The 14,230-nt window shown below is 66.7% G+C and carries 11 protein-coding genes; 7 read left to right on the top strand and 4 right to left on the bottom strand.

The annotated features are described in order from the left end of the window. The first annotated feature begins 209 nt into the window (after positions 1-209). Together CUJ91_RS13250 and CUJ91_RS13245 are read left to right on the top strand one after the other, a co-directional pair. On the top strand, positions 210-1,604 hold the full coding sequence (locus CUJ91_RS13250; RefSeq protein WP_006052841.1) for a sigma-54 dependent transcriptional regulator: 1,395 nt from the start codon (positions 210-212) through the stop codon (positions 1,602-1,604). A gap of 297 nt (positions 1,605-1,901) precedes the next feature. After that, positions 1,902-2,873: a thymidylate synthase gene (locus CUJ91_RS13245; RefSeq protein WP_053858576.1), complete on the top strand. Its 972-nt coding sequence runs from the start codon at positions 1,902-1,904 to the stop codon at positions 2,871-2,873. A 97-nt stretch (positions 2,874-2,970) separates the two neighbouring features. Here CUJ91_RS13245 and CUJ91_RS13240 read toward each other — a convergent pair whose 3' ends face one another. Beyond that, positions 2,971-5,769 (bottom strand): DUF6600 domain-containing protein, encoded by a 2,799-nt coding sequence (locus tag CUJ91_RS13240; protein ID WP_114156351.1) that lies wholly within the window; start codon positions 5,767-5,769, stop codon positions 2,971-2,973. A 220-nt stretch (positions 5,770-5,989) separates the two neighbouring features. Then, the gene (locus CUJ91_RS13235) at positions 5,990-6,703 is read right to left on the bottom strand and encodes an ArsR/SmtB family transcription factor (protein ID WP_029967826.1); all 714 of its coding nucleotides are present in this window, start codon (positions 6,701-6,703) and stop codon (positions 5,990-5,992) included. A gap of 235 nt (positions 6,704-6,938) precedes the next feature. Between CUJ91_RS13235 and CUJ91_RS34390 the strand changes: the two genes are divergently transcribed. The 5 genes from CUJ91_RS34390 to CUJ91_RS13220 all read left to right on the top strand — a co-directional run bounded on the left by CUJ91_RS34390 (position 6,939) and on the right by CUJ91_RS13220 (position 10,884). After that, positions 6,939-7,076 carry a hypothetical protein gene (locus tag CUJ91_RS34390; RefSeq protein ID WP_165919783.1) on the top strand — a complete coding sequence of 46 codons (138 nt, stop codon included), beginning with the start codon at positions 6,939-6,941 and terminating at the stop codon, positions 7,074-7,076. Between the two features lie 219 nt (positions 7,077-7,295). Continuing rightward, on the top strand, positions 7,296-8,579 hold the full coding sequence (locus CUJ91_RS13230; protein WP_114156350.1) for an MFS transporter: 1,284 nt from the start codon (positions 7,296-7,298) through the stop codon (positions 8,577-8,579). Then, positions 8,579-9,913 (top strand): GlxA family transcriptional regulator, encoded by a 1,335-nt coding sequence (locus CUJ91_RS13225; protein WP_114156349.1) that lies wholly within the window; start codon positions 8,579-8,581, stop codon positions 9,911-9,913. The genes CUJ91_RS13230 and CUJ91_RS13225 overlap by 1 nt, the downstream gene beginning before the upstream one ends. Before the next feature lie 38 nt (positions 9,914-9,951). After that, positions 9,952-10,107, top strand: coding sequence for a hypothetical protein (locus CUJ91_RS34155; RefSeq protein ID WP_161966576.1), 156 nt, complete (start codon positions 9,952-9,954; stop codon positions 10,105-10,107). Between the two features lie 270 nt (positions 10,108-10,377). Continuing rightward, the gene (locus tag CUJ91_RS13220) at positions 10,378-10,884 is read left to right on the top strand and encodes an acyl-CoA thioesterase (protein WP_006052848.1); all 507 of its coding nucleotides are present in this window, start codon (positions 10,378-10,380) and stop codon (positions 10,882-10,884) included. A gap of 248 nt (positions 10,885-11,132) precedes the next feature. Here the strand turns inward: CUJ91_RS13220 and fumC are convergent, their stop codons facing one another. Both fumC and CUJ91_RS13210 read right to left on the bottom strand, forming a co-directional pair. Then, the gene (gene fumC / locus CUJ91_RS13215; protein ID WP_029967823.1) at positions 11,133-12,533 is read right to left on the bottom strand and encodes a class II fumarate hydratase; all 1,401 of its coding nucleotides are present in this window, start codon (positions 12,531-12,533) and stop codon (positions 11,133-11,135) included. Positions 12,534-12,548: 15 nt separating this feature from the next. Further along, a complete protein-coding gene (locus CUJ91_RS13210; protein ID WP_114156348.1) occupies positions 12,549-14,165 on the bottom strand; it encodes a phospholipase D family protein in 1,617 nt (538 codons plus the stop codon). Positions 14,166-14,230 lie beyond the last annotated feature (65 nt).

The following is a 14,230-nucleotide window of genomic DNA, read 5'->3' as shown; positions in this document are numbered from 1 at the left end:
AAGCTCTCGGAAAGAGCTTCAAATTTAAAAAAGCCCGCTAACGGGCCGTCTCAAACACACACGCCGCTTTCTGGGGATCAGCTGTCCGCACGGAATGGAATGGCCGTTCGGTTTTTGCTATTTGCGAATCCCGAATGTGCCAGCGTGTCTGAATTGCGGTTCAGGTGCGTGCATCATCCTTAACGTTCGTTGACGAGAGGATCTGAATAATGGAACCCGCAACGCGGCAACTGATTTACGTTTCGCGAGAGCCAAGCGCGGAACTGAACACCCGCTTTCACCAGCGTGGCTGGCATGTGGAAGTGGTGGGATCGGCGCGCGACGCGCGCCGGGCCGTACGCGCCGGTTCGGCAGCGGGTGGCCTGCTTGATCTGTCCAGTCATTTCCAGCCGCATGAAATCGCCGCTTTCGAATCCTGCCTGACCATGCCGAACGTCGGCTGGGTCGCCGCGACCATGCCCGGCCAACTCCAGGACGCGGCGCTGCGCCGCCTCGTGCGCGATTATTGTTTCGACTATGTGACCGTGCCGTATTCCGGCGACCGGATCGTCGATTCCGTCGGCCATGCATACGGCATGATTTCGCTCGGCGAACCGGCTTCGAACGACGGATCGCAAGGCGCAGAAGGCGAAATGGTCGGCTCGTGCGACGCGATGCTCGCGCTGTTCCGTTCCATCCGCAAAGTTGCGATGACCGATGCGCCGGTCTTTATCTCCGGCGAATCGGGCACCGGCAAGGAACTCACGGCGGTCGCGATTCACGAGCGTTCGTCGCGGCGCAATGCGCCGTTCGTGCCGATCAACTGCGGCGCGATCCCGCCGCATCTGCTGCAGTCCGAACTATTCGGCTACGAACGCGGCGCGTTCACGGGCGCGAATCAGCGCAAGATCGGCCGCGTTGAAGCGGCCAACGGCGGCACGCTGTTTCTCGACGAAATCGGCGATCTGCCGCTCGAAAGCCAGGCGAGCCTGTTGCGCTTCCTGCAGGAGCGCAAGGTCGAGCGGCTCGGCGGTCATAGCGCGATCGACGTCGACGTGCGGATCATTTCCGCCACGCACGTCGACATGACGGCGGCCATGATCGAAGGCCGTTTCCGCTCGGATCTTTACCATCGGCTGTGTGTGCTGCAAATCGACGAGCCGCCGCTGCGCGCGCGCGGCAAGGATATTGAACTGCTCGCGCGTCACATGCTGGAACGTTTCAAGAAAGACGCAAGCCGGCGGCTGCGCGGCTTTGCGCCCGACGCGATCGCGGCTTTGCACAACTACGGCTGGCCGGGCAACGTGCGCGAGCTGATCAACCGCGTGCGGCGAGCCATCGTGATGTCCGAAGGACGCGCGATCACGGCGCGCGATCTGGAGTTGGCCGAGTACGTCGAGATCGTGCCGGTCTCGCTCGCGCAAGCGCGCGAAGCCGCCGAGCGTCAGGCTATCGAACTCGCGCTGTTGCGGCATCGCGGGCGTCTTGGCGACGCCGCGCAGGAGCTCGGTATTTCGCGCGTCACGCTATACCGGCTGCTCTGCTCGCACGGCATGCGTCATATGGAAAGCGAGCCGCTTTCGGCGCCGAACGGTACGTTGCCGGCATCGGTGCCGCATCTCTGAGCTGAGGGGCGGGCTTTACCGGGCGTTGCGTCTGTGAATGAGCGCCGCTGCGGGTGCTGAGTTGCGCCGCGGCGGCGACTTGCGGGTGCGCCTGCGTAGTGTTGGCGTTGCGCGCGTTCGCCTCGCCTCGCCCCGATCCTGGTTCCGTCTGTTCTCACCACTGCTCATCAGTTCCCGTCTGTCGCATCGCGGCGGCGGCGCCATGTCGCCGCGCTTGGTAAAATCGGGTTTTCCGCTCAATCTCGCGGCACGCCGGCTGTAGCGTGCGCCGGCCTGCGCCGCGTCGAAGGAACCCGCATGAAACAATACCTGGACCTCGTCCGCACGATTCTCGACACTGGCTCGTGGCAGGAGAACCGCACCGGCATTCGCACGATCAGCATGCCGGGCGCCATGTTGCGCTTCGATCTCCAGCAAGGTTTCCCGGCGGTGACGACGAAGAAACTCGCGTTCAAGTCCGCCGTGGGCGAACTGGTCGGTTTCCTGCGCGCGTCGCGCAGCGCGGCGGATTTCCGCGATCTCGGCTGCAAGGTGTGGGACGCCAACGCGAACCAGAACCCGCAGTGGCTGGCCAACCCGTATCGCGAGGGGCCCGACGATCTCGGCGATGTCTACGGCGTGCAATGGCGTCAATGGCCGGCGTACAAGGTGCTGGACGCCGCGGCGAGCGCGCAGCTTGCCGACGCGACCGCGCGCGGCTTTCAAGTAGTGACGGAGTTCGACGAAAACGGCAGCCGCAAGGTGCTGCTGTACAAGGCAATCGATCAGTTGCGCCAGTGTCTCGACACGATCATGCAGAACCCGTCGGACCGGCGAATTCTGTTTCATGCGTGGAACCCGGCCGTGCTGGACCAGATCGCGTTGCCCGCGTGCCATCTGCTTTATCAGTTCCTGCCGAACGTCGCGCGCAAGGAGATTTCGCTGTGCCTGTACATCCGCAGCAACGATGTCGGGCTCGGCACGCCGTTCAATCTGACCGAGGGCGCGGCGTTGCTGCATCTGGTCGGCCGCCTGACGGGCTATACGCCGCGCTGGTTCACGTACTTTATCGGCGACGCGCACATCTACGAGAATCAGCTTGCCATGCTGCAGGAGCAGCTCAAGCGCGAGCCGTATGAAAGCCCGACGCTCGCGATTTCCGATCGCGTGCCGGACTACGCGAAGACCGGCGTGTACGAGCCGGAATGGCTCGAGAAGATCGAACCGTCGGACTTTTCGCTAGTCGGCTATCGGCATCACGAGCCGCTGACGGCGCCGATGGCGGTTTAAGCGGCGCTGTACGGAGAAGGGTAAAGCCCCTGCGATGTGAATCGCGGGGGCTTTTTTTATGTCGATGAACGCTGCGGTTTGGGAAAGCAGAGAGCGCTCAGCCTCGGTGATGCTCGTCGTGGCCACCGCCCGAACGCTGCTCGCCGTGCGGCGGTTGTGGTTGCGGCTGGGGGCGCGGTTGCTGCTGCTGCGCTTGCGGCTGAGGACGCGGCTCGGGGCGCGGCTGCGCTTGCTGCGGATGGAACTCGGGGCGCGGCTGCTGCTGAGCCTGCGGCTGAGGACGTGGTTCTGGACGCGGCTGCATCTGCTGCGGATGGAACTCGGGACGCGGTTGTTGCTGCGCCTGCGGCTGAGGGCGCGGTTCGGGGCGCGGCTGCATCTGCTGCGGATGGAACTCCGGACGCGGCTGCTGTTGCGCTTGCGGCTGAGGACGCGGCTCGGGGCGCGGCTGCATCTGCTGCGGATGGAACTCCGGACGCGGCTGCTGTTGCGCCTGCGGCTGACGCTGCGGCTCAGCCCCCGGCTGTGCCTGCTGCGGACGAAACTCCTGCCGAGGCGGCTCTTGCCCCCGCGGTTGCGGGCGCACTTCGCCACCAGCCTGCGCCTGAACCGCCTGACGCGGCTGCTCCTGAACCTGCTGCGGCCGCCCGAGCGCCTGCCCGCGTTGGTCCCGCTGCGCCGGCTGCCCATCCTGCCGCAGCCCCTGACTTTGACCTTGCCCGATCCGCGTCTGCTGTCCCACGGCCGGATTCTGCACCGGACGAGGTGCACCGCCTTGCCGCCCCGCGGCATCCACGTCACCGCGAGCTTGCTGGGCGCCCCCCACCCTTGGCACCTGCGATCCCTCACCTCCGCGCTGCAAACTCTGCTGCGCTTGCTGAGCCATCGGCACATGCGGCTGAGTCCAGGCAGGCTGCTGACGACCATCGGCTCCAGCTTGCCGCCCCGCGTCCTGTGACCGCGCAAACCCGGCCGCGTTGCCGCCGTTCTCACGCGGCGGACGCGGCACGCCGTTGAACGCGGCGCCCGCCGCGCCAGCCGGCTGGCCGTTCGCCACTGCCTGCATGCCGGGCCGCCCCTGCTGCATCGCTGCATGCGGCGGTTCGCCTGCGCCAGGCGCCTCGCCGGGGCGGAGCGCTGCCTGCTCCCCGCGATCAACTGCGCCCGGCGCGGGCCGGCCGCCAAGCCCCGGCTCAGGAGCCGGCGCACCTGCCGCCGCCCCAGGCATTCGTCCGGGAAGATGCGACTGCACGACCCGGACGTTTTGCATCGGCGAAGAACCAGGCGCGCCCGCGAAGTGCGCCGGCACCGACGTCCGCACGATCGGCTGCCCCGCGCCAGGCACGCGCGCGCCGCTTTGCGCAAAACGCTGCGCGAGGCCGTCGTGGTACGCGGGCGGCAGCGACGGACTGCGCGTCGCCATCACCGGACGCCCGATGACGCCCGCCGGCGGCCGGTAATTCGCGTTGCGCTGGCCGGGCCCGAAGCTCTCGCGCACCGGCGCGATGCCCGGAGCGCCGGGGTTGATCCGCGCGTTGCGCCACTGCGCCGGGTCGACCTTCTGCGCGAACCGTCCGACCGGCTGTCCGTGAACGAAAGCCGTAGCGGGCACGGCGGTCACGGCCCGCGGCGCCCGATAGTTGATGTACGTGTTGTGGACGTTGGTGATGTTGGTGATGTTGGTGTGGTTGTAGCTGTTGACCACCGTCGTGCGATTGACGCGTTCGTAGTAGCGCGGGCTCCAGTTGTCGCGGCCGCCCCATTGCGGGTGCCATCGTTCGCCGGGGCCGAGCGGGAACCACGCGACGCCCGCAGCCATCGCGCCGCCGATCGCCAGATTCACGCCCCAGTCGACCCCGCCGCCACCGCCGCCGACGAACGCCACCAGCGCCGGCGCATAAACCGGCGGCGCGTTGACCACTACAGGGCCCGGCACCCACGCCCACGAATCGTCGACATAAGCCCAGCGGCCGTAGTGGTAGGGCGCGAAACCCCACGGCGCGTCGTCGACCCATGTCCAGCCCCACGGCGCTTGCCACACCCAGTGGCCGTCGTGGTAGGGCGCCCAGCCTGCGGGCGTCGCGCGCGGCACCCAGACTTCGCCGTATTGCGGACTGCTGCGCCACGTGCCGTTGGCGTCGAGGTCCTGATAACCCGGAATTTCCCGCGATACATACCGCGCCGATACCGAGCGGTCTTCCGCGGCGTCGCGGCTCGCGGCCCATTGGTCGAACGCGTCGGCGCCCGGCGCGCCGTTGTCGGCGAGCGCCTGCAGATTGGTGCCGGCAAAGCGCAACTGCTGGCCGGCGGCGATCGGCACCTGAGCGCCGTCGCCATACGCCGTTGCGCTGCCGCTGCGCACGGTGACGGTGGTGCTGCTGCCGTCGGGCGCGACGTCCACGCGGTAGTCGCCCGCGCCGTTCAGCCCGAGCGCGAGATTCGGCGTGTCGATTTCATACGACGAGCCCGGCGGCAATTCCCGCACGCGCGCCGACAGCGTGCCTTGCGCGACCTTCAACTGCGCGCTGTTGTCGTCGAGATTGAGCAGATCGAGACTCGTGGACTCGCCCAGACGCACGGCCGTGGAGCCGATATGCAGCTCGGAGCGTGCGTTCCGGTCGTTCCACAACTGATCGCCGGTGGTGAGCGGCCGATTGATTTGGGCGTACGACCAGTCGGCGGCGCCGGCGGGCTCTGTCGTGACGGTCCCGGCCATGTAGTTGAGACGCGCGACGCGCCCCGGCGGATCGGCGTCCTGCGTCGCGACGCCTTGCGGCGCGGGAGCGGCTTGCTGCGCGAGCGCGCATTGCGTCGCGAACAGGAAGGCGGCGGTGGCGAGCAACGTGTAGCCGAGTGTCCGATGTCTCGACGGTTCGCGCGGGGTCGTGGTTTTCATGATTCGTTCTCCGACGGACGATGCACATGCAGCATCCGTGAACCACTCTACCCGCGCCCCATGTTTCAAGGCCCCCACTTTTGTAAGGCCGTCTCACCAGCGGTAACAAAAGGTCTCGATCGAGGCGTGGAGGCGGGCTCGGCTGCGTTTGGCGCGCCAACCCGGACTCAACGCCGAGCCGCTCCGGAGTCAACGCTTCGGCGTTCCGCCTGCCCGCCGCTCACTCCGCGAGAAACGCGTCGAAATGCCGATGACCTGCCGGCGTGATCCGCAAAATGCGCGGCCGCTCGGTCCGTTCGACCCAGCCGCGCGCCGCCCACGAATCCAGCAATGCCGCGCCGAGCGCGCCGCCGAGGTGCGGGCGTCGCTCGCTCCAGTCCGGGCATGTGCAGGCGAAGCGGCGTCGACGGCTGCGCTGCGCCGACACGTCGATGCCCCAGTCGGCGAAGCGGGCAGCGCCGTCGGACGTGGCTTCGAGCGACGTCCCTTGCAGGCTCAGCAGTCCGCGGCCGACGAGCCGCTCGAACACCCGCACCGACAGTTCGCCCGCCATGTGGTCGTAGCAGGTGCGCGCGTAGCGCATGTCGGTCGGCACCGTGCGCACCGGACGCGGCGCGGGGCGCTGGGGCGCGCTGACTTGCGCGACGTTGGCCAGCGCTTCGATGGAGGCCGCGATATCCGCCGACGCAATCCGGAAATAGCGATGCCGGCCGCGCACCTCGAGCGCGAGCAGGCCGCCGTCGGTGAGACGCGCGAGATGCGCGCTGGCCGCCGACGGCGACAGCCCGGCGATCATCGTGAGTTCGCCGGCGGGGCGGGCGCTGCCGTCCATCAGCGCCCACAGCATGGCCGCGCGGCCGGGGTCGGCCAGCAGCGCGCCGATCCGGCTCAAGCCTGGAAAATGGTTGTGTTCGTCTGCGAGGATGGCGGGCATGGGGCGCTCCGTGTTCGGTCTTTCGGGCGATGCGCGGGTCGCACAACGCGTCATGTGGCCACTCTACGCGGCGCATGCATCCGATGTTTCAGCTTAACGTGAACCGTCGAATGCAGCAGCTACGAAAACCCGGCCCGTCTGCGGACGGACCGTGCTCGGCGCTTGCCTGTGCGTTCATGCGTGCGCTTACGCCGCCAAGCTAGAATCGACGCCTGTCTTTCGAAGGAACGCAGTCATGAAAATGGTTTTGGCCTTAGTGGCGTCGATCGTGTTGCTGGGCGCTTGCGCGCAGGGCGGTTCGACGTCGGGCGCGGGCACCGGCAGCGTGACCATGTACGGCACGATCGACGAAGGCATCACATTTCGTAAGTAACGGAACGGCCGCACGGTCTGGTTAAACGGCCCGGGATGGCAGAAAGTGATGCATCATTGTCATGACTGCCACGCGTGAGCATGTGACGATGCGGCTTTCGCTACTCGAGCCACTCGAGCCACTCAGGCCACTCGAGGCACTTGGCCCACTTGGACCACGGAAGCCGCGATGGCTTGAACAGCGACCGCCGCGATCACTCTCCGCCGCCGGAACCGACCTATGCCGCCAGCCGCTTCTGCCTCTACTTCCACCCCCAGCACCGCGTCGACTTTCTCCGACCACGCCGCCGATCTGCGCGGCCCCGATCCCCACGGCCGGCGGGCGGCGCGCGTGCTGGCCGTTTGCCAGGCGCTGTACACATCGTCGGTATCGATCGATCTGACGCTGACCGGGCTCGTCGGCTACACGCTCGCCGACGACAAGGCGCTCGCCACACTGCCGTTCTCGTTGATCACGGTCGCGGCCGCGCTCACGACCGTCTTCGCGTCCTTCCTGATGGCGCGCATCGGCCGTCGCGCGGGCTTCGTACTCGGCGCGGGCGTCGGCGCGCTGGGCGGCGCGGTGTCGGTGTGGGCGATCTTTCATCACGACTTCTGGGCGTTCTGCGCGGGCCCGGCGACCGTCGGTGTGTTTCAGGCGTTCGCGCAGTACTACCGGCTCGCCGCCGCCGACGCGGTCGGACTCGAAGGCAAAAGCCGCGCGATCTCGACGGTGCTCACGGGCGGCGTCGTCGCGGCCGTGTGCGGTCCGCTGCTCGCCGCGTGGAGCAAGGACTGGCTCGCGCCGGTCGCGTTCGCGGGCTCGTATGCGCTCGTGACCGGACTCGGGCTCGCGTCGATCGTCCTGCTGATGCTGCTGTACCGCGACATGGCGCCTGCGCCCGCCGCGGCCACTTCCGACGACGCCGCGCGGCCTCTGCGCGAGATCGTGCGGCAGCCGATCTTCGCGGCGGCGCTCGCGAACAATGCGCTCGGCTATGCCGTGATGATGTTCGTGATGACCGCGACGCCGATCGCCGCAGTGGCGTGCGGGCACAGCATCGGCGACGGCGCCGCGATCATCCAGTGGCATCTGGTCGGGATGTTCGCGCCGTCGCTGTTTTCCGCGCGGCTGATCCGGCGCTTCGGCGTGCTGCCGGTGATCGGTGCGGGCATCGCGCTGTCGGCGTTGTGCGGCGTGTTCGCGTTGCGTTCGACCGATCTCCCGCATTTCTACGCCGCGCTCGCGTGCCTGGGCGTCGGCTGGAACTTCATGTTCGTCGGCGGCTCGACGCTGCTCGCGCAATCGTACCGGCCGTCGGAGCGCGCGAGGACGCAGGCGACCAGCGAATTCACCACGTTCGCGTGTTCCGCGCTCGGCTCGCTGTTCGCCGGGCAATTGCTGGCGCGCTTCGGCTGGGCGGCGATCAATGCGGCGACCTTTCCGCTCCTCGGCGTGGCGGCGCTTGCGACGCTGGCTTACGCGCGCTCGTTGAAGCGCCGCGCGGCGTCGGGAGTCGCGTGATGAGCGCGCGTCATATCGTGTTCGCCGTCGCGCCCGATCTCGTGTTGCTCGACGCATGCGGCCCGCTCGAAGCGTTCTGGCGCGCGGAACTGACTATGGCCGCGGGGAGGGGGGATGGTAGGGGCGCTGGTGCTGGCACTGGCAACGGCAACGGCAGCGGCAGCGGCAACGGCAACGGCAACGGCAACGGCAACGGCAACGGCAACGGCAACGGCAACGGCTCCGGCAACGGCAACGGCAACGGCAACGGCTCCGGCAACGGCAACGGCAACGGCAACGGCAACGGCAACACCAACGGCAACACCAACGGCAACACCAGCGGCGCCTCGCCCGTGCCCCACTCGCCGCACTCCCGCCCCGTCGCATACCGCACGACGGTTGCATCGATTGACGGCGGCGTCCTTCAGACCTTTCCTGGCTTGCCGGTCGTGACCGAACGGCTTGACTCGCTCGACGCCCAGCCGATCGACACACTGATCGTCCCCGGCGTTCCCATCGATGAGCACTGCACGCTGCAACCCGAACTCGTCGCGTGGATCAGGCGCAATGCGCCGCGCGCCCGCCGCATCTGCTCCGTGTGCACCGGTGCGTTCTACCTGGCGGCGGCGGGCCTGCTCGACGGCCGGCGCGCGACCACGCACTGGCGCGAGGCCGCGCATCTCGCGCGCCGTTTTCCCAATGTGCACGTCGACGCCGATCCGATTTTCATCCGCGACGCGGGGCCAGGCGCGGGGTCAGACGGACACACCAGCACAACCCCGCGCGAAAGCGTGGTCTGGACGTCGGCAGGCGTGACCGCAGGCATCGATCTCGCGCTTGCGCTGATCGACGAAGACCTCGGCCACGCAGTCGCGATGCAGGCCGCACGGCGCCTCGTCGTCTTCATGAAGCGGCCGGGCGGCCAGTCGCAGTTCAGCGCGGCGCTGGCGGCGCAGGCATCGGCGGGCGGGCCGTTCGACGCGTTGCATAGCTGGATGGCCGCGCATCTGCGTGACGATTTGACGGTCGAACGGCTCGCCGAGCGCGCGCGGATGACGCCGCGGACTTTCGCGCGCCGCTACGTCGACGAAGTGGGGCGCACGCCGGCGAAAACCGTGTCGGCGCTGCGTCTCGAAGCGGCTTCGCGGGCGCTCGCGGAATCACGTCGGCCGCTTAAGCGGATCGCGCTCGACTGCGGCTTCGGCAGCGAGCAGAACTTGCGGCGCGCGTTCGTGCGGCGCTTCGGCGTGCTGCCGCTCGATTATCGCGAGCGGTTTATGTCGGCGGCAGCAGCGCCGTCGTCGGCGGCGAGCGGCGTGGTTGCCGCGGACAGCAGGCGCCTCGAAACGCTCTGAACCGCGATGCTCGCGCGGAGAACCCGCCGCATCGAGTAGTGGAAATTCGACGTCAAAATCCGCGCCACGCGTCGCCGCACCGCTTCGGCGTGCTGCCGCTCGATTATCGCGAGCGGTTTATGTCGGCGGCCGCGCCGTCGGTGACCGCGAGCGGTGCGATTGCTGCGGACAGCGCGGGCCTGGAAACGCTCTGAACCGCGACGCTCGCGCGCCGAGACCCGCCGTATCGAATCGTGGGAATTCCGTGTCGGAGGAAGCCTCCGGCACGCGTCGCCGCACCGCGCGCGGCCGCACCCGTCGCCACCGTCGTCGACCTTAAGCGCTCAACAAGCCCAGCCGCCGCCCAAACAAGCACCACCTCGTCCACCTATCGCCTCACCAGCCGATCCCACAAATTGGCGCGCCGTCAATATTGCGCTCGTATAATCGCCTCCTTTCAATGCATCCGATTGACCGGAGTCAAGATGAGCAGCCATCCTGCAGCGCCGCTGGACCGTTCCGAAACCACCTTCCGTTTTCTCGCCGAACCGAGTTCGGTCAACTTCGGCGGCAAGGTGCACGGCGGCGCGCTGATGAAATGGATCGACGAAACCGCCTATGCGTGCGCGGCCGTCTGGTCGGGGCGTTATTGCGTGACGGTGAGCGTCGGCAACATTCGTTTTCGTCGGCCGATTCTGGTCGGCAACCTCGTCGAATTGCGCGCGCGGGTCGTGGCGACGGGACGCACCAGCATGCACATCCACGTGTCGGTGCAGGCGGGCGATCCGAAGGGCGGGGAGTTGCTGCAGACCACGGACTGTCTCGTCGTGATGGTCGCGGTCAACGAGAACGGCAGCCCGGTGCAGGTGCCGTCGTTCGTACCGGAAACCGACGAGCAGAAGCGCCTCGCGAGATACGCAATGGATGTGAAGGAAGCGCTCGACGCGATCGTCGAACTGAAGCCCGAAGAAGTGGCGCAGGGCAAGATCTGAGCAACGAGGGTTACGGGCGCCGACTTCAAAGCGGTGCAAGCCACAAGCGCACGCACCTCACGTACTAAACCCACGTTTCCAGACCGAAAATCAAAGCGGGCAAACGGGCAAACGGGCAAACGGGCAAACGGGCAAACGGGCAAACGGGCAAACGGGCAAACGGGCAAACCGGGCAAACCGGGCAAACCGTGCAAACCGGGCGACTCACCATGAGCCGCCCAACAACCGCCCGAGGCATCGAGGCGTTCCTACGGCGCCGAATGCCCGACCATATCTCCCGGCCGCACCCATTCGTCGAACTGCTGCTCGGTGACATGACCGAGCGCGAGCGCCGCGGCTTTCAGCGTGGTGCCTTCCTTGTGCGCCTTCTTCGCGATCTGCGCGGCCTTGTCGTAACCGATGTGCGGATTGAGCGCCGTCACCAGCATCAGCGATTCGTTGAGCAGCGTGTCGATCCGCTCGCGATTCGGCTCGATGCCGACCGCGCAGTTCTCGTTGAAACTGCGCGCGCCGTCCGTCAGCAGACGAATGGATTGCAGCACGTTGTGCGCGATCATCGGCCGGAATACGTTCAGTTCGAAGTTGCCGCTCGCGCCGCCGATGTTCACCGCGACGTCGTTGCCGAACACCTGCGCGCACAGCATCGTCAATGCTTCGGACTGCGTCGGATTGACCTTCCCCGGCATGATGGAGCTGCCCGGTTCGTTCTCCGGAATCGACAGTTCGCCGAGGCCGCAGCGCGGACCGCTCGCGAGCCAGCGGATGTCGTTCGCGATCTTGTTCAGGCTCGCGGCCACCGTCTTCAGCGCGCCGTGCGCGAAGACGAGTGCATCGGCGGCCGCCATCACTTCGAATTTGTTGGGCGCGGTGACGAAGGGCACGCCGGTGAGCTTCGCGATCTCCGCCGCCACCTTCTGCGCGAACTGCGGATGCGCGTTAAGGCCGGTGCCGACCGCCGTGCCGCCCTGCGCGAGTTCGTACAGATGCGGCAACGCCGATTCGACGTGGCGAATGCCCTGGTCAAGCTGCGCGACGTAACCTGAAAACTCCTGGCCGAGCGTGAGCGGCGTCGCGTCCTGCAAGTGCGTGCGGCCGATCTTGACGATGTCGGCGAACGCGCGCGCTTTGCCGTCGAGCGTATCGCGCAGCGTCTTCAAAGCGGGCACGAGATGTTTGACGATGCCATGCGCGGCGGCCACGTGCATCGCAGTCGGAAACACGTCGTTCGACGATTGCCCGCGATTCACGTCGTCATTCGGATGCACCTTGCGCGCCTCGCCGCGCTCGCCGCCGAGCAGCTCGCTCGCGCGATTCGCGATCACTTCGTTGAGGTTCATGTTGGTCTGCGTGCCGGAGCCGGTCTGCCAGACGGCGAGCGGAAACTCTTCCGGATGCTTGCCGTCGATGATCTCATCCGCCGCCTGCATGATCGCGCGCGCCTTGCTTTCGTCGAGCACGCCGAGGCCCAGGTTCACCGCGGCGGCGGCGCGCTTGATCACCGCGAGCGCGGTAATCAGTTCGGGTGATTGCTTCTCGGTGGAAATGCGGAAATTCTGCAGCGAGCGCTGCGTTTGCGCGCCCCATAGACGGGCGTTCGGCACGGCGATTTCACCGAACGTGTCGCGCTCCATTCGTACGTCTTCAGTCATGGTTCAGCTCCGCTTTTAAAGTTCTGCGTTGACCGGCAATAAGGAGAATAGCCCGGTTAGCGCATTCCGGTATAACCCTGCCTGCGGGTCGAAAATATAGGTGCGCCGCACGCCGTTCTCCACATCGGTCCAGACGAGCGGCGACAGCGGCGCGCCGATCGAGCGGAGATAGGCGAGCTGCGCGTCGTCGGCGAGCGTCACGCGATAGCTTTGTTGCGGTTCGATCGCGCGGTCGAAGATGTCAGCCACCTGCGCCGCCAGTTGCGGACTGTGGATCACGAGCGCGAGTTCGGTGTTCAGATTCGCCGAGCGCGGATCGAGGTTCATTGAACCGATCACCAGAATGCGCCGGTCGATCATAAAGGTCTTCGCATGCAGACTCGCGCGCGAACGCGAGCCCGCGAAACCCGCGGCCGGCGTTTCCTGGCGCGGTCGGAACTCATATAGCTCGACGCCCTGCTTGAGCAGCGGCACGCGAAACGGACTGTAGCCGGCTTGCACCGCGACCGCGTCGGTGGCGGCGAGTGAATTCGTCAGGATTGCTACGCGCACGCCGCGCTGCGTCAGTTCGCTGAGCGCCTTGACGCCCGCCTCGTGCGGAACGAAGTAGGGCGACACGATCAGGAAATCCTTGTGCGCGTCCTTGATCAGTTCGCCGAGCCGCTTCAGCGGCGGACTCACGTAGTCCGGCGACGGGTTCTCGATCTTCTCCGGCTCATCCGCCTTGAACTCGGCGTGCGCCCACGTCAGGCCCAGTTGCCTGCTGGAGATCTGCGCGGCGAGCGGCGTTGCGTTCAGCGGCTTTGCGTTGTACGGATCGGCGTTGGTGCGCCAATGCTGGCGAAGATCGTCGCGCGTCTGGTCGAGTTCCTTTGCGTCGAACTTCTGCTTGTTCAGCACACGCAACGGATACGCGAGACTGCTGTTCCAGTAGTCGTCGAAGCTCGCGGAGACATCGGCGGTGATCGGACCGGCGGCGAGCACGTCGATGTCGCGGAACTGCAGTACCTCGCTCGCGCTGAAGTATTCGTCGCCGAGATTGCGGCCGCCGACAATCGCCAACTGGTTATCCGCGATCATCGCCTTGTTGTGCATGCGGCGCGTGAAGTGGCCGATCTGTGTGAAGAGATTCGTGGTGCGCTCGAACACCCCTTCGCGCGCGCTGCCGAACGGATTGAAGACGCGAATCTCGATGTTGCTGTGCGAATTCAGGCCCGCCATGATGCGGTCGATGTCCTTGAAATTCAGGTCGTCGACCAGCATGCGTACGCGCACGCCGTGATCCGCCGCATAGAGCGCCGCGCCGAGCAGCAGCTTGCCGGTGGTGTCCTCGTTGGCGATGTAGTACTGCATGTCGAGCGTCTTGGTCGCCGCGCGGGCGAGCGCAATGCGCATCTGCAACGCGTCGGTGCCGCTCGATAGCACGCGAAAACCCGACTCGTCCGGATGAGCGGCTTCGAGCGGCGCGAGCGCTGCGCGAAGCGGCGTGTTCTCGGTGGCAGGCAGCGCGTGAGTGACCGGACGGTCGAACGCGGTGGCGGGAGGCCTCGTCGCGCACGCGGTCAGAAATGCCGATGCGCAACACAGCAGGAAGAAATGTCTCGCAGAACTGATTGCACGCTTGCGATGCATCGCGGTCTGCTTTTGTTGTGTAGGCAACTGCACGCTCTTTCCCCTTTGTTGTTCAGGCTTTTCGT

Source organism: Paraburkholderia graminis (assembly GCF_003330785.1).
Lineage (GTDB): Bacteria > Pseudomonadota > Gammaproteobacteria > Burkholderiales > Burkholderiaceae > Paraburkholderia > Paraburkholderia graminis.
The sequence above is the reverse complement of the archived record's forward strand: the minus strand, read 5'-3'. Positions and strand labels throughout refer to the sequence as shown.